This window comes from Helicobacter cinaedi CCUG 18818 = ATCC BAA-847 (assembly GCF_000155475.1).
GTDB lineage: Bacteria > Campylobacterota > Campylobacteria > Campylobacterales > Helicobacteraceae > Helicobacter_C > Helicobacter_C cinaedi.
In genome coordinates this window covers 26,160-49,930 of the sequence record NZ_DS990391.1, presented here as the reverse complement: position 1 = coordinate 49,930, position 23,771 = coordinate 26,160, and the positions used below count along the sequence as shown (strand labels likewise).

Here is a 23,771-nt window from a genome sequence, read left to right as displayed (position 1 = left end):
AGCTTGGAATAAGGCTTTTAAGGAAAAAGTGATTGAGAGGTTGAGGAATCCGAATGATGATTTTAGTATCGGTAGCATTACCTACCCCGATATTTCTAAAGAGAAATGGGCGGATTTAATTGAGAGTGGAGAAGTTAAGCTCGTAGTTCCTACACAAGGTGTTGGACAAGGACCATCAATTATATGGGCAGATGATAGTAGAGAAGAAGCTCAAAGAGAAGGATACAAGCACGAGTTTGAGACATTTGTCAAAAAGGTGCTCGAAAGAGGTGATTATCGTGTGATAGATTAGAGTGTTTTCTCATAATTATATCTTAAGTGTTTTTTAGGTTTAATGTCCCCAAAGAAAAAGAAGGGATGTTAAAACGCAAACACCAGAAGAAAATGGGGCAAACAAATCAAAAGAATCTGTTCTGCATCAAGCTTTCGAGGCTTGCAAAAATGAAAAAGGTATGGCTTTAAACACTAGCATATCAGAGTGGCTATTTGATAATTACGCATTAAAAAAAGACGATATAAGCAAAAACAAAACGCTCGTGAAAGTGTATGAGTCTCTTGGATACAATGCGATAAGAAACGAGGGGAGCAGTGAAGTTTTATTGATGAAGGAAAATATAAAGGTTACGCAAAATCCATCTCCAAAAAAACATTCAACCAAAAAATCAAAGCCGGAAAATTCACAAGACAATCCGCCATCATACGAATCTCACATAGAAAATCTTTCTAAAATGGCTATTCAGGAAGAATGGGGGAAGAAAAATGCCCATCTCAAGCAATATATTATAGAGCGTTTTTATATTATATCTACAAGCAAACCACATTTACTCTGTTATACCGACGACAAAACACAGGCTTGCTTCAACACAGGATTATTAACACCACACTTTCAAGATATATTTGCTTATTTCGAAAAGCCACAAAAAGGGAAGCGTGATATTTTTATTTTTAAGGGCTTTTTTAATGAAAGTGCAGGACAGCTTTCGAATTTCAAAGAGTTGCCAGACACGATAGAGTTTTATACAAATATAGAGGAAATATATTTTGATACAACACTAGAGATTAGACTCAACAAAGATCATATTCTAGGAGACAATATTGAAAGATTTCCGGATTATTTTGCAAATCTCTCGGTATTACAGCAAGGGTCTCTTTTAGATGGGCTGGTTAAAAATATGAAAATTCGCCTTAAAAGAAATTATAGAACAGCCATACCTTAGTGGTATAAGAATAAAGTGTGCTTTTTGCTTCCCTTATGCTTAAGTGGAGAAAATATCAACAACCCAGAACTTTTGCTAACCTGCGAAAAAAAAGATGGCTTCTACTACATTGCTACCTGCCTTACACCGGAAATGGCTTATACAAATGCAAGGATAATTGCCAAGCCGGAAAGCGATTGGTTAAAGCCGTAGGCTATGGTTTTATAAGCTAAAACTTTCTTTGTCGCAGAGAGAAACAATATGTTCAAAGTCTCTGCAAGTATCGTTTTCTTCCATTATTTTTCTCAAATCACTATATTCGTTATTTAGAAACCAGTATGTGTTTTCTCTTTTATGTTTATCACTTTTTTTCTCGGTCTTTAATATTTTTTTATCTAATAAGACTTTGAACAGCCTATCAAAACCTCCTAAATGTCTTCTCACCTCATCTTCGCTCTTTGGTTGAAAACATCCTCTTGACCAAAAAAACTTAATGATTGTTTTTAATTTTTTTCTCAGTTCTTGATTATTTTCTAGCTCATTTGCCGCCCGATGATTCAGCATATTAACCAGTCCTTGAGTGTTGCAGCTTTTTTTATCAATATTCTTCCAACTTAGCTTAGTTTGGATTCCTTCTTTCCACAATGGGGCAATAAAAGCTGTATCTTTAAAGAAAGTGTCGGGATCAAATTGATTTGATGCAAAATGTTCGTAATTTTCAAAATGACAATTTTCAAAACGACAGCCTTTAAAGTCAAATACAAGTTTGTTTTGTCCAACAGAATGAATATTGATAAGATTTATATTTTTAATGACACCATTTTCTTCAAAAAGTTCTTTGATGATATTTGTTCTCTCTATGACATCCTTTGGAGATATTATTTCTAGCAATAATATCAGCATATTTGAATAGAGGATCTTTTGATACTCCTCCAAATTTGTATCGGTTTGCAGTTTGTCGAGCAAGATGAGTTGCAATCCTTCAGGTTTAACTTCAAACAACTCCAATCTTCTGACAATTACACCGAGAATATCCTTGTTGTGATAAACTACATTTTGTACTATACACCTCTCCATCTCTTTGCTTGTTTCAAATGGCTGATTTTACTGTTATTATCATAAAACGAACACCATTGCTTTAAGTAATTAGCAATAGATATATTTTTAAAAAAATCATTAAAAAAATCATATCTAAATGTTAAGATTTGTGATTGAGAATCGTAACGAAGCAACGGATGTGCTTTAAGATTTTCCAGAAAATTTTCTTGGATGCCACATTGAGTACAAAGTTCATTAAAGTGTTCCTTATGCAACACTCCATTAAAATGTGTGGCGATAAACATAAATATTTTAACTTGCTCGTCTATATCTTTGCTCTCTAATTTTAATATTTCTCTTTCAAATGCCTTCGCCAATAAAAAATCAGTAGAGATTTCTTGGGGAAATAAAAGCTTTGTTTGGAACGACACTGTGTCCATATTTGCATCTAAAAGCTCAGTTATCATATCAAGTATATAGGGTATATATGAATTTTTCTGTGTTGTTATAGCCCATTTTTCTGCTAGTTCAATAGCCTTATCCTGCTTTTTATTATCAAGTTTAAGCGAAGGTTGCTTGAATGTATTTTACAACTTGCTCCTTGTCAAAAGCCTTGAGAGATACTAATTCAATATTAGTTTTCTTTTTGAGCTGTTGCATATCCCAAAAATAATCTCTACAAGTAATAATTATTTTTGTCTTGTAAAATGTATTGTAACAATTTTCTATAATGGAGGATAAAAATAATTCAGTATTAAATCTATTTCCCAAGTTTGCAATTACCTCGTCTAGCCCATCAAGAACTACAAGCAAATTGCCATTGCCAACCAAAATCTCAAAAATATCCTTTGAAATAGCTTCTTTGTTGTATTTTGAAGCTAGAATATCATAAAAGTCAAAAACATTTTTTACATTCTCAGTTCGAGCGAGAATATCACTAATAATGTCGTGAGAACTGACAAATAATACATGCTTGTATTTTGCATCTGTTGTTTTATCCTCTAATATTTTATCTACAAATTTTTTTACAACAGTTGTCTTGCCGATACCGCCAGTACCCTTAATTACTAGAATAGGATTTTCAGTTTTTCTTAGCCACTCGGAAAATACAAGATCAGCACCTTTATCGTTTATTTCCTCTAATGTTGGGGGTATGAAATTTTTGATGTAGAAGGAATGCTTGTGAAAAATAGATGCTTCGAGTTTTTCACCACATAGTTGTTCTTGTATAAAATCATCAAGATAGTATATCTCGACACTATCAATATCTTTTTTTACTAACTTTGCAATATGTTCTTTGTTGATTAAGCCTCCATTTTTGTTGAATCTATCGAGCAGAATAAACAATTTATTCTCATTTCCCACAAGTGCATTGTCTTTTAGTGTATCCCAAGTTTTTTGTTGGCTTGTATGTTTGGAAAAATATAAAAATTTTATTCTAGTTTGCACACAGCTATCTTCTATTTCATGAATCTCATAGCAGATTCCATTTATAGTGCTTGTAGCTGTTATTTTTGGTTTTTTGTTTGCTTGGGGCAATCTAGTGTGTAGGTATGCTTCAGCGATTTTTTCTATGCTAATATCTTTGTCAAAATATCCAGCTTTTTTTCTTTGTAATAATTCTCTTTGTAAGCTATAAACTTCATTTACAGGCAGTTGATAGATTTCTGGATCGTTTTTCCCTTTTAGTTTTCTTCCAATTACAGCGTTGGTTTTAAAAGTGCCTCTCTGACACTGCAAATCTTTTTTGAGTGCCAGCAAACAAGGTGCTTGCTGTATGGCAAATAAAAGCAAATCGCCTACAAGCTCAATTTTTATGTAACTAGAAATATTTATTTTGATGTCTGTATTTTCAAGCTGTAGTGGTTCTGTAAATATTTCCAATTTTTTGTGAAATTTTGTTTCAAATTCCTTTAAATTGAGCAAATCATTAATATACTCTTTGTTTTCATCTAAAAAGGCAGGATGCTTGATGGGTATGCCTTGTTTCATTTTATTCTCTTCTACGCCAATTAATAGATACTTCATGCCGCTTTCAGCAACAGTATTAAACAAGGCTATAATATCTTTTAAAAATTCACCATATTTCTTTTGTAGTTCCAAGTTTGGCGTAGTGTTATTCCAATACCAAAATGCTTTAAATTCAACATTCCTACTTTCTCCGCCTTTCAGCAGCTCATCAATAATTGGATACAACTTATACCTCCCAAAATATTATTTTGGTTTATTCTAGCATATTTTTGGGATATATCAATTTGCTAGTGGTTGTATCTTAGAATGCTCGATTTGGTAGAACTCCTCCCGTTACTCCCCCTCCAGCATTACCAAGTGGTGTTTGAGCTTCTCCCTTTAAGAATCTTTCAAATTGTGTTAGCCTATTTGGAGACATATTACCAAGCTCTCTCCTAAAGATTTCTTTTCCTTGATTTGACATTGCATTATATTGCATAGCCATTTTTGGTGTAAAGTTATATCCACCAACATAAGGAGCATTTATAACTCCTGCACTTGGTGTTGGTGCTGCTCCTGCCCTTCCTACAGAATCTAGAAGTGAAGTAGCACTCTTACTTGCTGTTGCTCTAGCAGCTCCTACACCAGCAGCCATCATAGAATCTCCACCTATAATTCCCATATTAGCTAAACCTTTACCCATAGCTCCACCGGGTAAAAACATAGCTGCAGCACCAGCTACTTGTCCAGCAGCTGCAACTCCAGAGCTAATAGCACCATAGGTAGAGGCAGACATACCCATACTGAGTGCTGCTCCTGCTATTGCACTACCACCACTAATATTTGTTCCAAAACTATAATTTCTAGATTCGTTATGCGAGAAGCTTACGCCGGATTGTATGCCACCTTGGATTCCACCACCATTAGTTGTAGTAAAGTTACCAACTACACCATTAAGTCCAAGTTCTTGTCCCTCTGAAGACATTCCAGCAACTATTCCGGCAGTATCACCAATTTTAAGTGCATCTAGCGCTCCAGTTATTGCCGCCCCATTTTTGCCTTTTTCTTTGAGAGCAGCTTCCAAATCCATCTTTGTTGCTTCTTCTCTTAATTTTGTCACCTGATCCCAATCTTCCTGAGAGACATTACCACCTTGTGCCGCGGTTGCAGCAAGTTGTCCGCCCAATCTTTCAGCTTGCCTGTATAGTTGAGCTCCTGCTCTTCTATCCTTTCCAAAAGTAGGATTGTGAGTATCATTATAAGCACTCAAGATTTCATCCGTAACTTGTTGTTGAAGTTTCTCGCCAGCTGCAGCTACATTTTTAGTATAATTAGTGTCCTGAACAGATTGTTTTAAGCCAGCAGCCATTGCTCTTTCTGCCATTCCAATGGTTGCATCACTTGATAAATTTAAGCCACCATCAGGATTTCGAGAGTTGGCAGAGCCATCTGGCAAATTCCTTGATTTGCCGATATGCGAACTTACCTGCTGAAGAGTTTTCTCTGCCGCATCTCCAGCATTTGCTGATATGATGTTTTCCTCATTCCCAGCAGCCTGAATAGATTTGGCGTGTCCCCTCAACGCCGAAGCATTACTCACTCTCCCCATAGATTCTGCTATCTTTATGTTACCTCCATTTGTTTCCGAATCATAAGCCTGAGCATTTCCTTTTTGTTGGCTGAGGCTTTGGTGTGCGTTCATATATGCTGTTTTGCTATAGCTATCTTGGAAAGCTTGTCCCCTGTTATGCACATCCATCAATGCTTTCCCTTGAGCTATTTGATTGAGTGCTCCAGCTTCAGCTCCATATTGAATGGCATTCATCTGTTCTCTTGTAAATTCTCCTAATTTACCTACACCAGCTGTTTGGTTAGCTGAAATACGGGCTTGGTTCTCCAAGCCTTGGCGATAAATATTGCCTTCTCTCGCCGTGTCAAAATCGCCATGCTCATTAAAGAAATCTCCTGCCATTAACCCTCTGGCGGAGCCTATGGTTTTTGCAGTGGCATCGTTACCAAGAGTTCTAGCCAGAGATCTGCCATCAGAGTGTTTGCCATTAAGAAAGTTTTGCTCAGATTCAAACTCTTGCCCAAGCGACTTCATATTAGCAGCAGACTGAACGCCTTGAAACATACCACCACTTCTTACCGCTGCAAAATCTTGAGCACTTTTAAGCTCACTACCATATCCGGCAACAGATCCTATTTGTTGCATTTGTTGTCCTATTTGCCCCTTATTAAAATCATTGTAAAGATCCATTTTGCTAAGTGATGCAATGGCGGCATTATTTTCCTCAATGCCCTTCATCACAGCTGCAGCTGCATAGCCTTCAACTACTTTATCTGCCCCCCCCCCCCCTATTTTCCGCGTCATTAGCTTTTGCCATTTCAGCACCTGCACTTTGCATTGTGGCGTTTGGAGCATGTCCTGTTACAGCTCCACCCAAAGCCGAACCAAGTAGTTTTACTTGCCCTGTTGCAATAACCATAGGAATCATAAACATTGCAGCTGTGCCTATATCAGCAGCAAGTGTAGCCTGTTCTGCCATATACCGAAAGTATGCCTCCCCATGCACAATATTATTATAATCAACTGTTTGCCCATTTCCTCCTGTAGCTGCACCAAGAATTTCAGCTCCATTAGTAGCTGTAATGTGCGAAACAATACCGTGAATAAGAGCCATAGACATTTTATAAGCTCCATAGAAAGCATACCGCCTGCGAAGTAATACAATACCTTTAGCCCTTCTGGATAGCCACGAATAGCCACAACTACCAGCATAAATGGGAATATGGCATAAAGTATCGCTATAAGAATATGCAGGGCTTTTGGTAAGGTTTGAGCGGAGAACAAGAATCTTACCTGAGAAGTTATGTCTGCCATTTTTGCAGATGCAGAAAGCATACTTTGATTCATAACCTCGGCATTCGCACCTGTAACACCAAAGCTATCAGCATACCTAGCTGCCGCTACAACACCATCTAATGAAGCCCTAAGATGATACTGAGTGTAGTCATTCATTTTTGAAGCTGGTCATGCAACATTGCTTGGAGCAGCCAACACAGATTCTGACATCGCCTTAAGTGCTGGACCTGCTGCGCCCGGATTCATACCCATAGCCTCTATAGACCTCCTTTCATACTTATTTGCGACCATTTATAATCTTCGCATAAAAATCTTTACATCCTACTCCCGGTGCTGCTTCCAAGAATTTGACATTATCATAATACAACCAATTCTTAGGGTCCCAAGCATCGAGTGTCGGAAATCCAAAATCAAGGGCATCAAATGTATCTCCTGTAAGAGTTTGATAGGGGATGGCACATTTTTCAACAAAAATTCTAAGATTTGAGACAACATTTCTTTCTTTTTTTATCCCCGGATCATTAGCATCTCCTTCTCCCAATCCCGTTCCATTGGTTCTTGCAATAAATCTAAAATTTGTCATAAACCCAACATCGCCGTATCTAGTTCCATTTACTCTTGAGTTTGCAAAAGCTGTATCTACAAGATTAACAAGAGCGTATCCCAAATATGAAGTTCCAGATGCCACAAATGCCAACACTGTCGGGACATTATCAACCTTAACTATTGTCGCTCCACCACCAATAGTTTGCTTTCCAAAAAATGCCTTTTGATCTTTAATTGTCACAGTCGATTTAATGCTGGATTGAGAAAAACAAACATAATAATACAAAGAAACGCAAATTGCTTAAAGAACATCTCCCAAGGCACAGATCCAGTTTCACCGCCGCCAGCCGATCCGTGTTTGAAGGTGAGTCTCCATACAATCATAATGAATGCTAAGATTCCCACAACATTTGTTACAAAGCCCATGGTTGTTTTATTGTTAAACATAACAGCTACGCCGTTAAAGACTTGTTTATAAATGTCTGTGTCTCCATAAACAAGCACTGGGAAATAATCAACCAAGAAGCTCTGTGCTGAAGCAACAACAGGCATTAGAATCGCAGACAATATGACTAGAAGTAGCTTTTTAGGCATACTTTACTCCTTTGTTTATTTTCTTATTTTTATAACATTAATGAGAATATATAGGAAATTGCTAGGGCATAAATAAAATCTGAGTATGCACCTGCAATGCTATATATTCCTATGGTCTTTTGTTCTGTATTGTTTTGAGGAAAACTTCTATGTAGCAGAATTTGCTGGATCCTATCACAAAAAAGGAAACTAGAAAGTGGAAAAAATGAAAAATTTCACTATATCTTTGGAATATGTCGAAAAAAATCATTTTTTTCGACATATTGAATTCACAGAAGTTCTTTTTGTAGAATATCAAAAAGTCTTAGATTTACAAAATATTTATTTCTTCCCAACCTTACATTGCGTAAAATCCCTAATTTTTCGCAAACATTGAGATGATTTGAAGCGGTTTGCCTGTGACACTTTAGTTTTTTCTCTACGGATTCTATTTTTGTATAGGGATAAGAAAAGAGAATTTCCACAAGATATTTGCTGTATGTTTTGTAGGCTTCTTTCTGCAACAGCTCTGATGTATCTTTGATCTCTGAATCAATTTCCTTGATACGCTGTATTGTTGCTTCAAAAAGTTTGCTCCCCCTGTTTGCTTTTTTTAGCTTTTTTTGTATTATTAATCATAAATATACCAAAAGGAGTGCCTAGTGAAAAATCTTTCATTAGGCATAGCATTGAGGATATGTAATATTTTTTTGATGCTATACCATTTTGTAATAATTGCATTTACTGCAGCGTATTTAGCGGAGGAACCATTCTCTGTTGGAGTTTTACTTGTAGCCATTTGGATTCATCCATTGTTGTTTTTGACACAAAGAAAACTATCTGTGGTAAGATGGGGAAGCACAATCCCCCCACAGACAAAATCTGTTGATATGGATCGCTTGTTTCTTGAGGCAAAATAAAAAGAAAACAAGATTTCCATAACACCAAAGGAAGCATTTTTGGGTAGATTTTTTGCAAAAAAAATACCTAGAGTATTCAAGCAAAGTAAAAGAGGCTGACAGAATAAACAAGCTAAATCTTGGAAACAAGATAGGCGAACAAATTAAGCTTGTCTCTCGTCTTGAGCTTATCCTTGAGGCTTGGATATATGGTGCTTTGTTCTTTGTGGTTCATACTTTTATGAGCCACATTCACATATACCAGCAAGATGCTTTTCATGGGGAAGTGATGCAGGGTGTATTGTGGGAAATTGCCCTAATACTTTTGATTAGCCTTATTTTTATGGCTACGGTTTCAGAAAGAAGGAGTGTTCTCAAAAAGAACATTGAAACATACGAAAAACAAAATAAAAAGGATGAAGAATGTTGAATAAGAAAAACAAGACACAACAAGAATACGGGCAAGATGTGCAAAATGGACATTATGCAGGTCCTATGTCTGAGGGTCAAGGTGGAGGCTCATCATACGAGCAAGCCATTCAAAACGAAATTAATGCAGGTATGCAACAACAACCTCAAGCTCAGACACAACAGCTTCCATAACCACAAGCTCAAGTTGTTGAAGAGAATATGCTAGAAGATAATATTTTTTCAACACCAAGCATTGCAGAGCAAAGTGGAGAAATGAATCCACAAGCTTCGGCTACACAAAATATGCAACAACCACAACAATCTCCAGCCCCTCAGGCAGAGAATAAGGAAGAATATGAGCTTCCATTCTAAGCCTATAAACTAAGCCTACGGCTTGGTTTAGCTTTTTGAAATGTGATTTTTTTCAAAAAAAAAGTAAAAATAATCCACACACAAGGGCGTTTGAACCCATTTCGCTCAACGAAATCATTATTTGTCAAGTGGCTTATTTTTTGCAACCACTCTAACATTGCAACTTGCTACAAAATCGTGGCTACAATGTCTGCAATTATATTCAAAACTTTCACCCATTGCAAAACACTCTGCAATGGCATCTTTGATAAAAGAAGCCTTGAGTTTTCTCCTGCATTTAGGACATCTCAAAAAGAAATACATTTTTTTGGTGTAATACTCATTTAATCCTTTCAAGCTAGGTATTCTTCAGGGAGCAATGAAGGCTCTTGAAACACTTTTGCCTTAGAGTTTTTGCTCTTTTTAGGTGTGCTGAATGGAGGAATTTGCCACTCATTTTTCTCTTGTGTTGATTTACTAAGAGCCTTGATTGCTATTTCCTTGTTTGGGTTCTGCAATGATGAGCCTTGTATAAAAACATTATCTTGCCTTTTGAAAGTAAAAATCTTTTCTTTCTTGTTGTAAATTATGCCCAAATCCTCTAGTAACTCTCTGCTTTCTTCTATGCTATTAATCACACGATAATATTTTCTACCTTGTGTTTCTATATCAAGCGGACAACCGATAGACTCTAAGAGCTTGTCAAGCCCTATGATTATTTCTTTATGTGTAACAAAAAAGCGTATCATAGACTTTACAATACCGCTTTCACAACTAAGTATTTCAGGCATAATGCTTTTATAGCATACACTCATTTCTGTTTGATAGAATGCCACATAGCTAGGATCAAACTCCAAAAAGAACATACCATTGCTTTCTGAAAACACAATGCGGCGGATAATATTAAAGTCAAATGAAATATTTCTTCTGCCATTATCGCTTTTAGATTGATACTTGATGACAGTGTCTCGTATCTGCTCTAGCATTGTTACAAGCCACTCAGTGTTTCTGCTTCCTTTTTTATCTGAATAATACTCTAAGGCTTTATTTGCGTAAAAATACACCTGAATAGAGCCATCAATTTGCGAGTAACTTATCTTTTCAGCACAAATAATAGCACTATCTAAAATATCTCTATGCGTTTGTGTAAGTAAAACACGCCCACGCACAAATGCTTTCCCCCAAGGTGTGTCTAACTTTCTTACGCCTTTGTTTTTCTTAAAATCAAGGTAGATGTCTGAAGTCTCGCTCACTTTGGTTAATGGCACAAAAATAGGGATTCTGCACTCTGTCATCGTAGGAGCAAGTGAGTGAATCTTTTTTGCAACTTCAGGCAAATGCGATACGCTAGGTATCCTTGCGAATTTGCTTGGAGAATACTCAATGTCTTTTATCGCGTTTTTGATGATGGTTTCATCAATCTCATTGTTTTCCTCAATGCTGATTGACTTTTTTTTGTCTAAGCAATTCAATCTTTTTAATCTCCTGTTTTTAAGGCACAATAAAACTTAGCACTTATTTTGTGCCATTGTGTTTTTAGGCTCATTCTTTTGCTTTTGTGGGATAGTAGCCAAAGAATCCTAACAAATCATCTGCATGCTTTCTTTTTCTGCAATCTCAAGGAAAAAATCTAACAAATCATACGAAAAAAGCTCTTTATTTGGCTTATTTTTCGTTTTTATTTGATTAGAGCATCTCACTATGGTTTGTTACTTTTAAGCTCTTTTTGGTATGTTTTTTAAGCAAAGAATGAATAAATTTCAAACCATCTGGGAATACAAGTGCTTTCACTCTTGTTTCTAAGCCATAGCTAATAGGCTTATTTCTTACTACAGCTGTGAAGTAGCCTTTGTCAATGTATTCTTGGTATGGCTGATTATTACTCATAAAAACGCCTTCATTCCGCAAAAACGCATATAGTCTGTTTTTGTCCATTCCTTTAACGCCTAGAGCCTTAGCGGCTTCTTGCATATCAAATGCTCTGTATGGTGTTTTTTGCCATATCGTGAAAAAACTCCACAGCTTCTTTAGTTTGTTGAAATTTCTTTTTGATAAGCTTGTTTTCTGCTTCTAGTGCCTTAAAATCTTGTGTCATAATTCCTCCTAGCTTTCAAGCCACTTTTGATATGCCAAGTATGCTTGGCTTTCTCTAAAGTTTTCATTTGGAAAACGCAAGATTTGTAGCCAACCTTGCATATAGCCAAACACGACATCAATCTTACCTTCTTGTATTTCAGAAATCAAACGAGAAACTTTGATGTTAAACTTATTAGCAAGTGCTTCAGCATATTGAATATTTTCATAGACTTTTTCTATAAGTTCCAAACGCTTTTCATACCTTTCAGTCTCTTTGTCGTGGATATAGCCTAGCTTCAAAGAGCCTTTGCCTAAGCCTAAAAGCTCAATAGGAAAGGGATTACCTTTAGAATCTAAATTGTATTCCCAAGCTCTGCGATATTGAATATCGCCATTACTATGTTCTATTTTCACAAGTGAAGTCAATCCTTTAAGTGATAAGCCTTTTTTCTTAGTCTTCTCATAAGCTTGTTGAAAATCATCGGCAACAACAATCACACAATCCTTTTTCTCAAAGGCTTTGGCAATGTCTATTTTGTTATAGTGTAGATTGCCATACTCTCCTAGCTCTTTTAAGATTCCTGCATAATCATACAAATCTCTGCTGAAAGGCGTAGCTCTAAAGCTAAATTTCATTTCACGCATTGGAGAAAACTCAAAAAGATATTCTTTGCCATTAGGCTCTATAAAACTAAAACAATCTTGGCTCTTTTTCACAATATCCAATCCTCTTTCACAAGATGTGAAGTAGGTATGCTTGACATATTGAATATTGAAAAATGCGAACCAAGATGAATGCTTAAGTCAGCAGGAGTGTAACCTTGCCTTGGAATGCCTATTTGCGTAGCACCATAGGTTCGTTTGAATTTTTCTTTTTTGTTTTCTCGCATATAGCATCTTAGTTTTGCTGTATGGGAGATTCTTGATTTAAGCTCATCTAGGAGAACTTTTCTTTGCTCTCTAAAAGCTTCATAATCTTGTTGTAGCTTATTGTATTCTGCTAAAATCTTAGATGCTCTTTCATCTAAGTTCTGTCTTGATGTGCTCATTGTGCCTCTCCTTGTTTGATAAGGTTGCTGTCAAAGGAGAAGTTAGCTTTTAGCCCTTCTAGCTTAAGCCACTCCTCGCTTGTGTCTTCTGTGAGCTCTGCTTCTAGCATTGCTTCCATAACGATTTCGTTACCTTTTTTGGCAATGCTCCTAAGAATAGAAATTGCGACTTGTGTGTCGCTTTTGTCTTCTAGAATCTTTACTGTTTCAAGTGCAAGCGAGATGATTTGATTAATTTCTGTAACTAACACTGCAAACTTCTTAAGTGTTTTTTGTGAATGTATTGTGCCAAAAGGCTTAGGCTTTTTCAAATGAGATTTTTGGGAGGAGAAGGCTGAATAGCTTCCTTCTTTGATAGCAAAAAATATCAAGTCAAATGGGAGGTTGTGTTGGAAAAAAGTGTTCGTGCGTGCATTTTCTTATAAAACACTTATAAATAAAATATTGAATTTGATCAACTTATGGAGAATCTTATAGAAGAAACATATTATGTATATTGATGACAAGTGGGGCTGATTCACAAAATGGCGTCAAAAACTTCACAAAATGATGTCAAAAGCACTAAAAATTACTAAAAAAAGAGGATTTTCAAAGGGCTATTTTATTCTTTTGTTGAAATTCTGCTGAAAAATTAGCCCCAAAGTTTGTTAGTGCTAAGTATATTTTTTTGTGAATTATTATTGACCTTGTTAATCTTTTTCAGCTAAGACCCAAGCATAAATTTTTTATCTTCTCTTTTTTTTCAAGAAAAGATATATCGCCTTTCACATTTTCGTAAAGTGCGTTCCGTTCATTAGAAGCGGTAAAACATGCCAAGTAGCGCTTTCAGCCCATTGGGCTTTTATTTCTCATCAAAACAATGGGGACGGCGTAGGAAAACCTACGAGCTACTCAGTGGTAAGACCATAGATGTCTTACAGCTACAAGATGATAACTTGTAGATATAGGCTATCTGCTGTTGCAGATATGTCATTAGGCTTTTTATGCCTTTTCGGTAAGTATCTCCTTTGGGGATACTCTATTGCAGCAAAAAATCTCCTTTTTGAGGTTGGCGGAAACCATATCGCAAAGGCACAAAAATACTACGATGATATGACAAATATTGTCGTAGTTTTAGAGCGTGCTGGAGTATATGGGGCTAGATTAGTCACAACCTATAGAAGGGGAGAAGAGAATCTCATCTCTGATGAGGAGTATCAACTTCTCCATTCAAGGGGGCTTATATGAGTTTCCTTGAAATTGTAGGGACAATGGCAACAGCCTACCTGATCGTGGGGATTGTGCTTAGTGCTTTTAGCATTAAGTATGCGCTTCACAATTTTAAGGGGAAGATCGGATTTATCCGCTTCCTAAATTTTATAATCTCCCAGCCATTAATTTGGCTTGAGGAGATTATAGAGGGCTTAAAAAAGCCCTAGCACTTCGGTGTAATTTATTCCCAAGAGGGCTTAAGCTTTATGTCCTCTGGGACAAGAGCCTTCTTTGGAGTAGAAATACTTCTGGATTCAGTTTTTTAGTTCGCAAGGACATTTTTTCTATTGTCCTTGTGGGCGGTGGAATCCTTGCGGAATGCTCCTATTCGTTGGAGAACGAATAGTGATTCTGCTAGAAGGCAGAGAAAGGACATATCATGTCAGCAACTCAAAATTTCCAATCAGACCTATTTAAAGGTCAATTTAGCGGATTCCAAGGTTATATGGAAGCTCGCACTGAGTATGGCACTCTCATCTCTTTGGATAGGCTTAAGAATGGCAAATTCATCGTTACTGAGTATGAAAAAGGGGAAGAGGACTATTCTGTTGTTTTTGACACATTTGCTGAAGCGCACATTGCGTTCCAGCACTGGGTGATAAACATCAGCTCAGAAATTGAGCTAAAAGAAGACGGGAGCATAGGACACTATCCCCGTCCAAAAACTGAAGAAGTTCAAACAGGGGCAACTCTGTTTGACTTCTTTGGAATTTAAGTTAAAAACCACGCTTGTCGTGGTTTAAAATGTTCCAGCAAGGGATTTTTAAACATAAGTCCCTTGTGGGGCTTTCTTGTTTAATCAATCCCTTTATGGAGTATTTTTTACTCTGGTGTCAGTTTAGGACCCGAAAGGGAATTGATAGAAACAAGAAGGAGTTTCAAATGGAAAAAATAAAAAATCTATTCTTCGAAATGAATAGAGATTACGCAGAAATGAACAAAGGAAAGGTAGATGGATGGTTCTATCTATCTTTGGTCGCCGGACTAGTTCTATCACCAATCATTTTGATTGGTATTCTCTACATAGAAATTCACTTCTTCTTGGAGTGGAAGTGGATTCACTTTAGGGAAAAGATCTTGGAGATAAAAAGGCGGATGTCTCGTAAAAAAAGAAAGTTTTTTCGGGAGTTAAAACAATTTATAAGGGAGAATATCACTTATAAATTGAGAGAACGAAGGCGAATTAAAAGAATACGCTATGTAGTTCCAGCTCCTACTATTTCTGCGATCGAAAATGCAGAACCAGAAGAAAGCTCTATCAAGACTATTTCTTGGAAAGAGTGGAAAGAGAAGGTGGATGCAGAATACGAAGACCTCGGTCATAGTGATCAAGAAGAATATCGGCTTGGCGCGTTAGACGCTGGCTGGGAAATATAAAGGAGAAAAAATGGACAAATTAAACATGGACATTTTAAAGGAGCTAAACAGCTCCTATGGAAGAGAGTGGCTTACTTTTAGTGAGAAGGGCTTAGCCTTGCACTATAAAGGAGCCTTGAAAGGATTCATTGAGGAGAACAATATTGTCTCCAAAGTGGATTTTGACAAGAGATTTGGGGACTTCAGAGATGAAGTTCTCATTAAAAATGGGCTGGATGAGCTCTTATATTGCGGGGACAACGATATGTTGCACCCCTACAATTTTGGGCTTACGAATGCCCCTGTTTTCGGGATAGGAGGTGTGCTAGGCGTAGAAGATATGCCTGTAAAGTATGCTTTCTTATTTTTCAACCGCTATCAAGTGGTTGATTGGCTAGAGGAGCTTGTAAAAAGTGGTGAAGTCACTTTTGAAACCTTTGTGGATAACACAAAGGCGTATGAAGCTTCGCTAGCCGAATAAGGGGATTAGAGCCCATAGAGTTTGTGCTTCGGCACTCATAAGCCATAAGGCAGTATTTTTCTGCCTATGGCAGAGTGCTGTCTTTTTGGCAAATTTAGCCAAAAGGAGTAAAAATGGCAACAAATAGTAAATTTTTAAATTTCTTAGAGAGTGGTATCAAAGCCTTCTCTAAGAATAATACGGAAGCGACCCTAGGGGATCGCTCAACCTATGTCGGTTCATCTGACATAGGACAATGTCCGCGCAAGGCTTTTCTTGCTAAAACTCAGCCTGTTGAGGCTAGTTTTCAGCAAGAATTAGTGTTCTTGCGAGGGCACATGGCGGAATCTATAATCCGCTGTGGGTTACAAGGTGGAAGACTTCCATTTGAGGAGCAAGTCGAAGTGGCTGGTGAAGGCGATTACGCCTTTATTAAAACCCACATAGACTTCGTTGTAAGTATGGGGGCTGAAAGTATTGTCGTTGAGTGCAAAAGCACCAACGCGATACCAGAAACTCCATACTTAAGTTGGATTTTACAAGTCCAGCTTCAAATGGGACTTCTCCGTAAGAAACAAAAGGTTGATCGCGGCATTATTGCTGTAATCAACCTAAATAGTGGGGCTATGGAGGCGTTTGACATCCCTTATTCTGAGGAAATGTTTCAAATGGCACTTGATAGAGCTAAAAACTTGTGGGATTCCTTGCAATCAAAGCAAGAGCCACAAGGGGAAGTAGGAAACTTATGCAGCTTCTGCAGTTACAAAGGTAATTGTCCTGTGCTCCACAAGGGTGCGGATAGTTTGCCTTTAGAATTAGAGCAAGATGCTCTAAGGTATGCAGAGTTGCAAAAGGCTTCAAAAGAAGCCCAAAAAGAGGCAGATGGGCTTAAATCAAAGCTTATGGACTTTATGAGTGCCACAAACACGAAAAAAGTTCAGGTGCAAGATTTAAGTCTTTCATACACTCTTATGAAAGGGCGTGTTGGTGTTGATAGCAAAGCACTTGCTGAACAACATCCCGACATTTTTGAAGCTCTCAAAACCGTAGGTAAAGACTATGGTATGTTGAGGATTTCTTAATCAAACAAAAGGAGTAAAAATGTTTGGTTTGTTAAATATTAAAAGCAAGGACATTCAAGGCAATGTCCTTGCAAGTTTCAACTATTGCGAACTAAAAAACGCAATAGTTGAAAATTTATTGGCTGATGAGCTTTTTACGCACATTGGCTATGTAACTTCTAAGGAGGGTTTGTTAGCAAACATTTATCTCCTTAGAATAGGCAAAACAGAGTTTTTAGTCAGCGATGGCTATAAACTCTATAAGGATAAGCTCTCTAGCGAAGATAAGGACGAGTTTCTTAGAATTGTGAAGGAGTCTAAAGGAATTGAGGCTCTCAAAGAGTCTCTTAAAAAATTAGTCTTTAAGGAGGATTAGAAAATGTTCGAAGAACTAATAAGACAAAGCCTTGAGGACTCTCAACGAGTTCTTTTAGCTTCCATTGGGAACGGGCTGTTCGAGCTCTACATGTCAAGCTACGAGATCAATGATCTCGAGTTTGGCACGGAGAGGGCAGTCATCTTAACCATTGAGCAATACTTGCTCAGGGCAGACTAGAATGGCATAATCGAGCAGATTCTCCTTGATGAAGAGGTGATCAAAGAAGATCACATCTATAGAGCAGATGTCTCTATAGACGAAATGGTAAAAATGGTAGCCGAAGAAGCTATCATTTTTGCAGAGGAATTTTGCAAGGAAACTTCCTTGCATTACTGCACGCTGTAAAGCGTGAATAAAAACAAAAGGAGAAAAAAATGGGTTATCGTGCTCATGTAATTAAAAATTATATAGTTGAGGTCGGTGATTGCATCGGCTTCAACTATGATATAGAGGGGTTCTCCTCTATGTTAGAAGAGCTGGAAGTCCAGCACTTCGGCGATGAGGAGCGAACCTTCGTAGAGGTAGATAGGGATGATTTACTCTCCCTATCTCAAGAAAAAATTGCTTCTCTGTCAAAGGAGAAGCAAGAGGCTCTTATGAGTCTTAAATCAATGGCACACGCGCCATACGCCGTCAAAAGCGGCTATGTCCGTGTCCATTGGTATTAATCATAATAAGTGCCATTTGGCACTTATTGCAATAAAAGCCTTCCATTAGGGATTTTTTTTCTATCCCTATGGATAGGAGAATCTCTAATGGAGTGTTTCACTCTATAGTCAGCCCGAGTGGGAGTCTAAATATTCCCACTTGGGATTAGGCTCCTTGTATTTTGTCTTAAAAATATAAAAGGAGTAAGACATGGAACATTTTGAAATTTACAGCAATGCACACATCTTTGAGGTTTGCATGAATCTTGAAAGAGATAAAGACTTCCAAGAAGTTTTCAGAAAAGTGATTGCGGAAGTTTCTTCTGCAATTAAGGAAAAAGAGTTGGCGGCAAAAACTGCAGCTTTCTCCGTATCTAGCTTGGTTGATGAATTTCAGTTGGCTTGCCACGGAAAAGGCGACCCACACACAGCACAGCTGTGTGTCAATATCGCTCAGGAAACCCTTGAGCGATTTGCCAACCTCGAAAAGGAGGTTGCATAATGGTCGCAAACAACAAAAAAATGCAGGAAGTTACAAACTTCTTGCAACAGCATCAACACGATGCTGATGTGAATATAGCATTTTCTGAGGCGAAAGAATTGATTGCTTCAGAAATGTTAAATGCGGAAAAAAAGGAGTTTTTCCGCAATCTCTCTGTCACAGAAATGTGCGAAGAGTGGGCTGTTGCTCGCTATTTAGCGCATTTTAGCTGTGTTGAGGGTGCAATGGAAAAAGTATTTAATTATGAGCGGACTTTAAGTCTTGCTTATAATAAAACAATAGAAAAAATGCTGGAAGGAGGACAAAACCTATGGACAGCATAAGGGAACATGCAAAAGCCTCAAGCCAAGACTGGAGCGCGGAAGATTTTGATTCTGCGATTCAGGATGGTTTAGGCTTTTTATGGCGGGGAGAATATGAAAGTTTCTGCATAGAACATGCAGATTCTGAAATTCTCAAGAAAGCTTTCAAAGAAGCTAAGGCTTGTATCCTTAGGGGCAAGTCCGGCTTCGTAAAAAGCTTTTTAGGTGGCAAAGATGTGTCAGAAATGGCAATCTTTGCTAATAGATTATTTTTCAGCAATCAGCCGTTTGTAGATGGTGTGTTTATCACTCCATACAACGGATGTGTCGATGTAGCGGAAATCCGCTATGAAGGCAAGGTTGCTGGGAATTATCCCAAATTAAAAGCGGCAATGGAGCTAGCTCACGAGATTATCGTGACAACGGCTAATGCCGCTTATGCTTGGGGAATGAAAAATCTAAAGGAGGAGCTATGCGAGAGCCTTTAGATTTTAAAAATTGTGAGCTTTTTTGTATTGGCGAAGTCTTTTTCGGTGATGTCGAATTAGATGAACCAAACAAAAAGGCGTTAATGATCTTGGATTTTATGGAGTTTAGTGCCCATAAAGTTCAAGGTAGGGTTGCCGAAGAAGTTGCCAGTGGATACATGCTGTTTGATATGCAGCGTAAATGTTACTACGATGATGTGCTTGGCTTAGAAGAACCCTATGTTGCTCAAAGTATAGAGGCTCTCTTGGAAATGATTCCAGAGGCTTACTTTGAGGACTATGGGATAGAGTTATAAAAAAACAAAAGGAGAAAAAAATGCTAAAAAAGGATTACAACAAACTCGAGGAAATCTCGAGACAAATGCTTTGGGCTATCGAATTGATACCCGAAGCAAGGGAATTAAACCTTGATAAGAGATTGTCTCTTGTTGAGGTTGAGAGCGAGTTTGAAGATGAGAAGGACAGGGGAATATTCAATATTCTCCTAGATGATGAGGTAGAACTTTCTAGAATAAAGCTCTATACAGAGTATAGCGCGCATAGCGTTATGGCTCTGTTGGAGATTTTAAACTCTTTCTTGGAAGACAAGAAAGAGTTTAAATTGTTCAAAGTCGATGGCGACACAGCCATTGATTTTAACACATATTTTGGGACAAAAAGAGAATATGACAGGCACGATGCTTGTAATATTGTGTTCTTTTTAGAAAATCCTGTTGAAGATCTTGCAGGTTTCAAGCCACAAGCTTGGAGTTTGCGAGGACAGAGGCAACCTTGTCCTATCCGACTTTTGGTCGGACTGCGGAATCGTGGAGGTGGATAATATAGAGGGTGACCTCTATATTATCCATAAACGCGAGGAAGCAGAGAGCGAGATTTGGAAGAGAGCAGAAGAAGCTCTCATCCAGTGGGAAGAGGAAAACCTCTATTAGTTGTGCCACTAGGCACTGAATAAGCCATAAGGCAGTATTTTTTCTGCCTTATGGCAGAGTGCTGTCTTTTTGGCAAATTGTCAAAAGGAGAAAAAATGGCAAAAGAGTTAAATTTCGGTCAATTTATGAAGGACCACGATATGGTTCTTTGTAATAATATAGGAGAACAATTCTCCTTGGAATATGAGTTCGAAGTTCCTGAGAACTTTGAGCCATATCAATATTTTCTCACTAATTTTAGTGAGAATGATATAGAATACTACAAGGAGACCTATGGGTTGAAGTTCGCGTATTGCGAAGAGTTGGACCTATATGTGTTCTTAAATGACATCTGTTTTGGGATGTCATTTAATGATGTGGTAATAAAACCACTTCCAACAATGGAGATCTTGGATTATTTCCAAGATCTCCATTGTTGGAAGTGAGTGAAGGATTAATCGGTTTTAGAACCGGTTGTATGCAGTTCTACAACAAGGAATCTGCGATTCTAGATGAGCCTACGCTCCTAGAATTTGCGGAAGCATTTGTAAAGGAGCTGCATAAGATTGGCTTTAAGGCGACAATTCTCAAAGACAAAGACAATAGTAATAGGTTAGATACCTATTGTGCTGTTGTCTTTGGGAGGTCGAAAGAAGACTTAGTGGAACCGCTTAACTATATGTTAAGCAAGGGCTGCTATGAGTTAATGCAAGAGGAGAAAAAATGAAAAAAATCATTTTGGTGAGCTTCAACAGCTCGGAAAGCTTGGAATCTACACTTCGTGTGTATTCAAGCACAGATGAGTTGCGTGAAGCGATTCAAGAAGAGTTGGAAACTCTTCAAACTCAATATTTTGATCTTGGGGATGTCGAAGTGGCAACCCAAGATGAGATTGAGAGTTTTCTGGGCGGCTTAGATGGTCTTGAAGACTATTTAAGCTTGTATAGAAGCTGTGATGGTGCTGAAAGGGCTATCACGGCTAGAGTTGTAAGACTCTAGGAGGAAGCATGTTTGTGATAGTAAAATTTTTTAAAGGAGAAGTGGTTGAATCACTCTCCTTTGAAAATTTTATCACAGCGCAGAAGTATATTCTGTCTGCTGTGAATAAGGCAGCGGCTAACCAAGGCTTTGAGGAGAGCTTTTCATCTTATGATGAATGGCTTAAATCAAAGGCTAGGGCTGAGGGCAATGAGGATTATCACCTCATTACCCCGGTGCCGCTAAAGGAGTATGTCGGAAAATTAAAAATCCGAGATACCAATGGCGTGGAGGTTGAGATTGAGAATGTCTTGACTTCCGAGACAGATGGAGATGAAGAAATCGTTTTCGGTGGCTTTGCTACCGGGGATGGCGAGTTCATTCCATTTGAAGAATGGGCTATGGTGTGGCACCAAGCGAATTAATATGACCCAGAGTCATATTGGTATTACGCTTGTGAATACCAGCCATAATTCACTCAAAATATTCTTAGAGGGATTCCCTTAACAATCCCTCTAAGGGATGGTTTTGGTGAATCCTTCTATAGAGTATTTAATACTCTAGCCTGTAAAATCTCAAGTCTTGCTCTAACAGGTGGCAAGCAAAAGGATTGAAAATGAGCAATCAAATTCAAATCGCGCAAAACCAAGGACAAGTCATTGCTTCAAACGAAGCAGCCAAAGCTAAGGCTATTGAATACCTTAGCTCAATGGGCTTAAATTTACCCCAAGGGCAGAAGGAGCAATTCCTAGAATTGTGCCAGCTCTTGAATTTAAATCCCTTCCTCCGCGAAATTTACGCGGTTGGATATAAGGATAAATTCAATATCATAATAGGATACAATGCCTATTTGAAAAGAGCTGAAATGACCGGGCTTCTCGGTTATTGGAATCATTGGACGGAAGGGACCGGAGAGAATATGAAAGCGGTGATAGAAATACACCGCAAAGACTTCACAGGACCTTTCCGCCACGAAGTGTATCTTGCCGAATATAAGCAAGATACACAGATCTGGCGATCGAAACCGATCACCATGATCAAAAAAAGTGGCTGTGGCACAAGGCTTTCGCCTTGCGTTCCCAACTGAGTTCGGCTCAATGCCGTATATTCAGGAGGAATATGATCCAGAAATGGATCAGCCACAGCCACAGGCGGACCCGAAAAGCCTAGCGGAACTCAAGAGTGCTTTAGAGCCTCTTGGTGTAAAGCTGGAGATGAAGGGAGGCTCAACAGCCAAAGCAAGTGGTGCTGTTTTTAACAATAGCACTGCGTTAAAGTCACTTGGTTTTGTCTTTGACAAAGCTCAAGGGGCTTGGCTACACAACAATGTCAGCGATGATATTGTTGAGGCTGTTGTGGAGGAGTCCACAAGGAACAATTTTGATACCTTCGACAAGCTCGAAGGCTATATCAATACCTGTGGTTTCAAAATCAGTGAAGTGAAGGAAAGTGCCAATGGCATTTACTTCGCCAAGCTAGAAGTCGTGCCTGAAATGCAAGCCGATGCAGGGAAACTTCCTGAAGGCGCCATTCAAAAGGGCGACTTCCATGTTCTCAATGTGGACACTCTTTACAGAGCACACATTGGGAACAGTCAAGCAGCAGAATCTCTGTTCTAGCTGCTGGCAAAGGGAGAGGTGTTTATTCATCTCTCTAACAGTTTCTGGATTTTCTCAAAATCCAGTCTTTCTTAATCCAATTTTCTACATTAAGATTCTCTATATTCCTTGATCTGAAAATTTTTCCAGCAAACTTATCTCTCTAACACAATCACTATGCTTCAAAATTTTATTCCCTATCTTATATCCCTCGGCAATATCAACAACAATAACTTCTATGCCATTTGTCCTAGCACATTTTAGAGCCGGAACAATATCAGTATCCTTGCAAAACACTATAATTTTATCCACAAGTCGCTTGTATGAAACATGAGAAATATCTAGTCCCATAAGCATATCAACTTGTTTTTGCACTATGTTTGGTTTTCCACGATCCGTAAAACCTTGCATTTTAAGCTCTCCAAGCCTAAGTGCAATATATGGGCTAACCGATATGTCGTGCAAAAGCTTCAATATTTGCCCTCTCAGTTTTTCCATTTTTTCGTATTCTTGCAGATTTTCATCTCTAAATTTTGTGATAGCATTATAGATATGGCTATTTTTTGATGAATTTTTTAGCAAATCATTGAGCGATAATGGCTCTGCGCTATAGAAAAATGTTCTGTAAAGCTTTTCGTTCTCCTGCAAAACAGAATTGAATAATTTTAGGATATTGTCTATGTTATTGTAGTTGAAAATTATTTTTTCTCTATCTTTGTGTGTTCTTTGAATGTTTTGAATTTCTAATCTAACATTCTCTCAATCAACAAAAACAGCAACCTTTTCTTTCATTTTTTTCTCCATAAATAAAAAAGGGTTATGCCATAATCCCCGGATTGCACCGAATTAAGTAATGTGCAATGCTTAGGGGGGGATTAAAGCATAA

The 23,771-nt window shown here is 37.9% G+C and carries 40 protein-coding genes and 1 pseudogene; 25 read left to right on the top strand and 16 right to left on the bottom strand.

Annotated features, from left to right (window positions below):
• Both HCCG_RS00395 and HCCG_RS12425 read left to right on the top strand, forming a co-directional pair.
• Positions 1 to 292, top strand: a 292-nt coding sequence (locus HCCG_RS00395) for a hypothetical protein (protein WP_230197804.1), incomplete at its 5' end; no start/stop codon positions are given.
• A gap of 160 nt (positions 293 to 452) precedes the next feature.
• Positions 453 to 1,409: pseudogene (locus HCCG_RS12425) on the top strand (DUF3825 domain-containing protein).
• 9 nt (positions 1,410 to 1,418) lie between these two features.
• Here HCCG_RS12425 and HCCG_RS00385 read toward each other — a convergent pair.
• From HCCG_RS00385 to HCCG_RS12990, 9 genes are all read right to left on the bottom strand, one after another.
• Entirely contained in the window at positions 1,419 to 2,273 is an 855-nt protein-coding gene (locus HCCG_RS00385) for a hypothetical protein (protein ID WP_002955368.1), read from the bottom strand.
• Complete coding sequence (locus HCCG_RS00380; RefSeq protein WP_230197880.1) at positions 2,258 to 2,674, bottom strand: hypothetical protein; 417 nt, start codon at positions 2,672 to 2,674, stop codon at positions 2,258 to 2,260. The genes HCCG_RS00385 and HCCG_RS00380 overlap by 16 nt, the downstream gene beginning before the upstream one ends.
• Positions 2,675 to 2,795: 121 nt before the next feature.
• The gene (locus HCCG_RS00375; protein WP_002955366.1) at positions 2,796 to 4,430 is read right to left on the bottom strand and encodes an NACHT domain-containing protein; all 1,635 of its coding nucleotides are present in this window, start codon (positions 4,428 to 4,430) and stop codon (positions 2,796 to 2,798) included.
• A 76-nt stretch (positions 4,431 to 4,506) separates the two neighbouring features.
• Positions 4,507 to 6,492 carry a hypothetical protein gene (locus HCCG_RS00370; RefSeq protein WP_411979919.1) on the bottom strand — a complete coding sequence of 662 codons (1,986 nt, stop codon included), beginning with the start codon at positions 6,490 to 6,492 and terminating at the stop codon, positions 4,507 to 4,509.
• Between the two features lie 31 nt (positions 6,493 to 6,523).
• On the bottom strand, positions 6,524 to 6,868 hold the full coding sequence (locus HCCG_RS11850) for a hypothetical protein (protein ID WP_154645864.1): 345 nt from the start codon (positions 6,866 to 6,868) through the stop codon (positions 6,524 to 6,526).
• A gap of 350 nt (positions 6,869 to 7,218) precedes the next feature.
• Positions 7,219 to 7,341, bottom strand: a complete 123-nt coding sequence (locus tag HCCG_RS12745) for a hypothetical protein (protein ID WP_002955362.1) — start codon at positions 7,339 to 7,341, stop codon at positions 7,219 to 7,221.
• On the bottom strand, positions 7,328 to 7,837 hold the full coding sequence (locus HCCG_RS00360) for a conjugal transfer protein TraG N-terminal domain-containing protein (protein ID WP_015453729.1): 510 nt from the start codon (positions 7,835 to 7,837) through the stop codon (positions 7,328 to 7,330). Before HCCG_RS00360 ends, HCCG_RS12745 begins: the two co-directional genes overlap by 14 nt.
• The gene (locus tag HCCG_RS00355; protein WP_002955360.1) at positions 7,834 to 8,190 is read right to left on the bottom strand and encodes a hypothetical protein; all 357 of its coding nucleotides are present in this window, start codon (positions 8,188 to 8,190) and stop codon (positions 7,834 to 7,836) included. The genes HCCG_RS00360 and HCCG_RS00355 overlap by 4 nt, the downstream gene beginning before the upstream one ends.
• A 269-nt stretch (positions 8,191 to 8,459) precedes the next feature.
• Positions 8,460 to 8,714, bottom strand: a complete 255-nt coding sequence (locus tag HCCG_RS12990) for a Fic family protein (RefSeq protein WP_373365022.1) — start codon at positions 8,712 to 8,714, stop codon at positions 8,460 to 8,462.
• A gap of 117 nt (positions 8,715 to 8,831) precedes the next feature.
• Here HCCG_RS12990 and HCCG_RS00345 point away from each other — a divergent pair, with 117 nt between their 5' ends.
• Genes HCCG_RS00345 through HCCG_RS12095 form a run of 4 tightly spaced genes read left to right on the top strand, consistent with a single transcriptional unit; the run spans position 8,832 to position 9,851 of the window.
• Positions 8,832 to 9,089: a hypothetical protein gene (locus HCCG_RS00345; RefSeq protein WP_002955357.1), complete on the top strand. Its 258-nt coding sequence runs from the start codon at positions 8,832 to 8,834 to the stop codon at positions 9,087 to 9,089.
• Positions 9,090 to 9,141: 52 nt separating this feature from the next.
• Positions 9,142 to 9,498, top strand: coding sequence for a hypothetical protein (locus HCCG_RS00340; RefSeq protein ID WP_002955356.1), 357 nt, complete (start codon positions 9,142 to 9,144; stop codon positions 9,496 to 9,498).
• On the top strand, positions 9,492 to 9,671 hold the full coding sequence (locus HCCG_RS00335) for a hypothetical protein (RefSeq protein WP_002955355.1): 180 nt from the start codon (positions 9,492 to 9,494) through the stop codon (positions 9,669 to 9,671). The genes HCCG_RS00340 and HCCG_RS00335 overlap by 7 nt, the downstream gene beginning before the upstream one ends.
• Positions 9,672 to 9,698: 27 nt before the next feature.
• Positions 9,699 to 9,851 (top strand): hypothetical protein, encoded by a 153-nt coding sequence (locus HCCG_RS12095; protein ID WP_002955354.1) that lies wholly within the window; start codon positions 9,699 to 9,701, stop codon positions 9,849 to 9,851.
• Between the two features lie 332 nt (positions 9,852 to 10,183).
• Here HCCG_RS12095 and HCCG_RS00325 read toward each other — a convergent pair whose 3' ends face one another.
• The 6 genes from HCCG_RS00325 to HCCG_RS00305 form a co-directional block, all read right to left on the bottom strand.
• Positions 10,184 to 11,302, bottom strand: a complete 1,119-nt coding sequence (locus HCCG_RS00325; protein WP_015453727.1) for a hypothetical protein — start codon at positions 11,300 to 11,302, stop codon at positions 10,184 to 10,186.
• A gap of 214 nt (positions 11,303 to 11,516) precedes the next feature.
• Positions 11,517 to 11,801: a phage antirepressor KilAC domain-containing protein gene (locus tag HCCG_RS00320; RefSeq protein WP_002955349.1), complete on the bottom strand. Its 285-nt coding sequence runs from the start codon at positions 11,799 to 11,801 to the stop codon at positions 11,517 to 11,519.
• Position 11,802: 1 nt separating this feature from the next.
• Entirely contained in the window at positions 11,803 to 11,925 is a 123-nt protein-coding gene (locus HCCG_RS12740) for a hypothetical protein (protein ID WP_002955348.1), read from the bottom strand.
• A gap of 8 nt (positions 11,926 to 11,933) precedes the next feature.
• The gene (locus HCCG_RS00315) at positions 11,934 to 12,623 is read right to left on the bottom strand and encodes a hypothetical protein (protein ID WP_015453726.1); all 690 of its coding nucleotides are present in this window, start codon (positions 12,621 to 12,623) and stop codon (positions 11,934 to 11,936) included.
• On the bottom strand, positions 12,620 to 12,955 hold the full coding sequence (locus HCCG_RS00310; RefSeq protein WP_002955346.1) for a hypothetical protein: 336 nt from the start codon (positions 12,953 to 12,955) through the stop codon (positions 12,620 to 12,622). The genes HCCG_RS00315 and HCCG_RS00310 overlap by 4 nt, the downstream gene beginning before the upstream one ends.
• Positions 12,952 to 13,206: a hypothetical protein gene (locus HCCG_RS00305; protein WP_015453725.1), complete on the bottom strand. Its 255-nt coding sequence runs from the start codon at positions 13,204 to 13,206 to the stop codon at positions 12,952 to 12,954. Before HCCG_RS00305 ends, HCCG_RS00310 begins: the two co-directional genes overlap by 4 nt.
• A 658-nt stretch (positions 13,207 to 13,864) precedes the next feature.
• Between HCCG_RS00305 and HCCG_RS00300 the strand changes: the two genes are divergently transcribed.
• The 19 genes from HCCG_RS00300 to HCCG_RS00210 all read left to right on the top strand — a co-directional run bounded on the left by HCCG_RS00300 (position 13,865) and on the right by HCCG_RS00210 (position 22,906).
• Positions 13,865 to 14,182 carry a hypothetical protein gene (locus HCCG_RS00300; RefSeq protein ID WP_002955344.1) on the top strand — a complete coding sequence of 106 codons (318 nt, stop codon included), beginning with the start codon at positions 13,865 to 13,867 and terminating at the stop codon, positions 14,180 to 14,182.
• Entirely contained in the window at positions 14,179 to 14,373 is a 195-nt protein-coding gene (locus HCCG_RS00295; RefSeq protein WP_002955343.1) for a hypothetical protein, read from the top strand. The genes HCCG_RS00300 and HCCG_RS00295 overlap by 4 nt, the downstream gene beginning before the upstream one ends.
• A gap of 212 nt (positions 14,374 to 14,585) precedes the next feature.
• Positions 14,586 to 14,921 (top strand): hypothetical protein, encoded by a 336-nt coding sequence (locus HCCG_RS00290; RefSeq protein WP_002955342.1) that lies wholly within the window; start codon positions 14,586 to 14,588, stop codon positions 14,919 to 14,921.
• A 167-nt stretch (positions 14,922 to 15,088) separates the two neighbouring features.
• A complete protein-coding gene (locus HCCG_RS00285; RefSeq protein ID WP_002955341.1) occupies positions 15,089 to 15,583 on the top strand; it encodes a hypothetical protein in 495 nt (164 codons plus the stop codon).
• Positions 15,584 to 15,593: 10 nt separating this feature from the next.
• Positions 15,594 to 16,043, top strand: a complete 450-nt coding sequence (locus HCCG_RS00280) for a hypothetical protein (RefSeq protein WP_002955340.1) — start codon at positions 15,594 to 15,596, stop codon at positions 16,041 to 16,043.
• Between the two features lie 113 nt (positions 16,044 to 16,156).
• Positions 16,157 to 17,104 (top strand): CRISPR-associated protein Cas4, encoded by a 948-nt coding sequence (locus HCCG_RS00275; RefSeq protein ID WP_002955339.1) that lies wholly within the window; start codon positions 16,157 to 16,159, stop codon positions 17,102 to 17,104.
• 19 nt (positions 17,105 to 17,123) lie between these two features.
• Positions 17,124 to 17,459: a hypothetical protein gene (locus HCCG_RS00270; protein WP_002955338.1), complete on the top strand. Its 336-nt coding sequence runs from the start codon at positions 17,124 to 17,126 to the stop codon at positions 17,457 to 17,459.
• A gap of 377 nt (positions 17,460 to 17,836) precedes the next feature.
• Entirely contained in the window at positions 17,837 to 18,130 is a 294-nt protein-coding gene (locus HCCG_RS00265) for a hypothetical protein (protein WP_002955335.1), read from the top strand.
• Between the two features lie 190 nt (positions 18,131 to 18,320).
• Positions 18,321 to 18,611: a hypothetical protein gene (locus HCCG_RS00260; protein ID WP_002955334.1), complete on the top strand. Its 291-nt coding sequence runs from the start codon at positions 18,321 to 18,323 to the stop codon at positions 18,609 to 18,611.
• Positions 18,611 to 18,934 (top strand): hypothetical protein, encoded by a 324-nt coding sequence (locus HCCG_RS00255; RefSeq protein WP_002955333.1) that lies wholly within the window; start codon positions 18,611 to 18,613, stop codon positions 18,932 to 18,934. The genes HCCG_RS00260 and HCCG_RS00255 overlap by 1 nt, the downstream gene beginning before the upstream one ends.
• Entirely contained in the window at positions 18,922 to 19,401 is a 480-nt protein-coding gene (locus HCCG_RS00250) for a hypothetical protein (protein ID WP_002955332.1), read from the top strand. Before HCCG_RS00255 ends, HCCG_RS00250 begins: the two co-directional genes overlap by 13 nt.
• Positions 19,386 to 19,697 carry a hypothetical protein gene (locus tag HCCG_RS00245; protein ID WP_002955331.1) on the top strand — a complete coding sequence of 104 codons (312 nt, stop codon included), beginning with the start codon at positions 19,386 to 19,388 and terminating at the stop codon, positions 19,695 to 19,697. The genes HCCG_RS00250 and HCCG_RS00245 overlap by 16 nt, the downstream gene beginning before the upstream one ends.
• Before the next feature lie 20 nt (positions 19,698 to 19,717).
• Complete coding sequence (locus HCCG_RS00240; RefSeq protein WP_002955330.1) at positions 19,718 to 20,221, top strand: thioredoxin domain-containing protein; 504 nt, start codon at positions 19,718 to 19,720, stop codon at positions 20,219 to 20,221.
• Between the two features lie 204 nt (positions 20,222 to 20,425).
• Positions 20,426 to 20,755 (top strand): hypothetical protein, encoded by a 330-nt coding sequence (locus HCCG_RS00235; protein WP_002955328.1) that lies wholly within the window; start codon positions 20,426 to 20,428, stop codon positions 20,753 to 20,755.
• Positions 20,756 to 20,787: 32 nt separating this feature from the next.
• Positions 20,788 to 21,036 (top strand): hypothetical protein, encoded by a 249-nt coding sequence (locus HCCG_RS00230; protein WP_230197803.1) that lies wholly within the window; start codon positions 20,788 to 20,790, stop codon positions 21,034 to 21,036.
• Positions 21,033 to 21,308 carry a hypothetical protein gene (locus HCCG_RS00225; RefSeq protein WP_002955326.1) on the top strand — a complete coding sequence of 92 codons (276 nt, stop codon included), beginning with the start codon at positions 21,033 to 21,035 and terminating at the stop codon, positions 21,306 to 21,308. The genes HCCG_RS00230 and HCCG_RS00225 overlap by 4 nt, the downstream gene beginning before the upstream one ends.
• Before the next feature lie 8 nt (positions 21,309 to 21,316).
• A complete protein-coding gene (locus HCCG_RS00220; RefSeq protein WP_002955325.1) occupies positions 21,317 to 21,712 on the top strand; it encodes a hypothetical protein in 396 nt (131 codons plus the stop codon).
• Between the two features lie 191 nt (positions 21,713 to 21,903).
• Complete coding sequence (locus HCCG_RS00215; protein ID WP_002955324.1) at positions 21,904 to 22,374, top strand: recombinase RecT; 471 nt, start codon at positions 21,904 to 21,906, stop codon at positions 22,372 to 22,374.
• Complete coding sequence (locus HCCG_RS00210) at positions 22,340 to 22,906, top strand: hypothetical protein (RefSeq protein ID WP_015453723.1); 567 nt, start codon at positions 22,340 to 22,342, stop codon at positions 22,904 to 22,906. The genes HCCG_RS00215 and HCCG_RS00210 overlap by 35 nt, the downstream gene beginning before the upstream one ends.
• A 99-nt stretch (positions 22,907 to 23,005) precedes the next feature.
• Here HCCG_RS00210 and HCCG_RS11500 read toward each other — a convergent pair whose 3' ends face one another.
• Entirely contained in the window at positions 23,006 to 23,383 is a 378-nt protein-coding gene (locus tag HCCG_RS11500; RefSeq protein ID WP_154645863.1) for an NYN domain-containing protein, read from the bottom strand.
• Positions 23,384 to 23,771 lie beyond the last annotated feature (388 nt).

Bases quoted from the DNA above. Each gene is read 5' to 3' on its own strand.
- HCCG_RS00385 (WP_002955368.1), bottom strand. From the start codon at position 2,273: ATGGAGAGGTGTATAGTACAAAATGTAGTTTATCACAACAAGGATATT.
- HCCG_RS00380 (WP_230197880.1), bottom strand. From the start codon at position 2,674: ATGGACACAGTGTCGTTCCAAACAAAGCTTTTATTTCCCCAAGAAATC.
- HCCG_RS00370 (WP_411979919.1), bottom strand. From the start codon at position 6,492: ATGAAGGGCATTGAGGAAAATAATGCCGCCATTGCATCACTTAGCAAA.
- HCCG_RS11850 (WP_154645864.1), bottom strand. From the start codon at position 6,868: ATGGCTCTTATTCACGGTATTGTTTCGCACATTACAGCTACTAATGGA.
- HCCG_RS12745 (WP_002955362.1), bottom strand. From the start codon at position 7,341: ATGGTCGCAAATAAGTATGAAAGGAGGTCTATAGAGGCTATGGGTATG.
- HCCG_RS00355 (WP_002955360.1), bottom strand. From the start codon at position 8,190: ATGCCTAAAAAGCTACTTCTAGTCATATTGTCTGCGATTCTAATGCCT.
- HCCG_RS00335 (WP_002955355.1), top strand. From the start codon at position 9,492: ATGTTGAATAAGAAAAACAAGACACAACAAGAATACGGGCAAGATGTG.
- HCCG_RS12095 (WP_002955354.1), top strand. From the start codon at position 9,699: ATGCTAGAAGATAATATTTTTTCAACACCAAGCATTGCAGAGCAAAGT.
- HCCG_RS00320 (WP_002955349.1), bottom strand. From the start codon at position 11,801: ATGCAAGAAGCCGCTAAGGCTCTAGGCGTTAAAGGAATGGACAAAAAC.
- HCCG_RS12740 (WP_002955348.1), bottom strand. From the start codon at position 11,925: ATGACACAAGATTTTAAGGCACTAGAAGCAGAAAACAAGCTTATCAAA.
- HCCG_RS00310 (WP_002955346.1), bottom strand. From the start codon at position 12,955: ATGAGCACATCAAGACAGAACTTAGATGAAAGAGCATCTAAGATTTTA.
- HCCG_RS00300 (WP_002955344.1), top strand. From the start codon at position 13,865: ATGTCTTACAGCTACAAGATGATAACTTGTAGATATAGGCTATCTGCT.
- HCCG_RS00295 (WP_002955343.1), top strand. From the start codon at position 14,179: ATGAGTTTCCTTGAAATTGTAGGGACAATGGCAACAGCCTACCTGATC.
- HCCG_RS00290 (WP_002955342.1), top strand. From the start codon at position 14,586: ATGTCAGCAACTCAAAATTTCCAATCAGACCTATTTAAAGGTCAATTT.
- HCCG_RS00285 (WP_002955341.1), top strand. From the start codon at position 15,089: ATGGAAAAAATAAAAAATCTATTCTTCGAAATGAATAGAGATTACGCA.
- HCCG_RS00280 (WP_002955340.1), top strand. From the start codon at position 15,594: ATGGACAAATTAAACATGGACATTTTAAAGGAGCTAAACAGCTCCTAT.
- HCCG_RS00275 (WP_002955339.1), top strand. From the start codon at position 16,157: ATGGCAACAAATAGTAAATTTTTAAATTTCTTAGAGAGTGGTATCAAA.
- HCCG_RS00270 (WP_002955338.1), top strand. From the start codon at position 17,124: ATGTTTGGTTTGTTAAATATTAAAAGCAAGGACATTCAAGGCAATGTC.
- HCCG_RS00265 (WP_002955335.1), top strand. From the start codon at position 17,837: ATGGGTTATCGTGCTCATGTAATTAAAAATTATATAGTTGAGGTCGGT.
- HCCG_RS00260 (WP_002955334.1), top strand. From the start codon at position 18,321: ATGGAACATTTTGAAATTTACAGCAATGCACACATCTTTGAGGTTTGC.
- HCCG_RS00255 (WP_002955333.1), top strand. From the start codon at position 18,611: ATGGTCGCAAACAACAAAAAAATGCAGGAAGTTACAAACTTCTTGCAA.
- HCCG_RS00250 (WP_002955332.1), top strand. From the start codon at position 18,922: ATGGACAGCATAAGGGAACATGCAAAAGCCTCAAGCCAAGACTGGAGC.
- HCCG_RS00245 (WP_002955331.1), top strand. From the start codon at position 19,386: ATGCGAGAGCCTTTAGATTTTAAAAATTGTGAGCTTTTTTGTATTGGC.
- HCCG_RS00240 (WP_002955330.1), top strand. From the start codon at position 19,718: ATGCTAAAAAAGGATTACAACAAACTCGAGGAAATCTCGAGACAAATG.
- HCCG_RS00235 (WP_002955328.1), top strand. From the start codon at position 20,426: ATGGCAAAAGAGTTAAATTTCGGTCAATTTATGAAGGACCACGATATG.
- HCCG_RS00230 (WP_230197803.1), top strand. From the start codon at position 20,788: ATGCAGTTCTACAACAAGGAATCTGCGATTCTAGATGAGCCTACGCTC.
- HCCG_RS00225 (WP_002955326.1), top strand. From the start codon at position 21,033: ATGAAAAAAATCATTTTGGTGAGCTTCAACAGCTCGGAAAGCTTGGAA.
- HCCG_RS00220 (WP_002955325.1), top strand. From the start codon at position 21,317: ATGTTTGTGATAGTAAAATTTTTTAAAGGAGAAGTGGTTGAATCACTC.
- HCCG_RS00215 (WP_002955324.1), top strand. From the start codon at position 21,904: ATGAGCAATCAAATTCAAATCGCGCAAAACCAAGGACAAGTCATTGCT.
- HCCG_RS11500 (WP_154645863.1), bottom strand. From the start codon at position 23,383: ATGGAAAAACTGAGAGGGCAAATATTGAAGCTTTTGCACGACATATCG.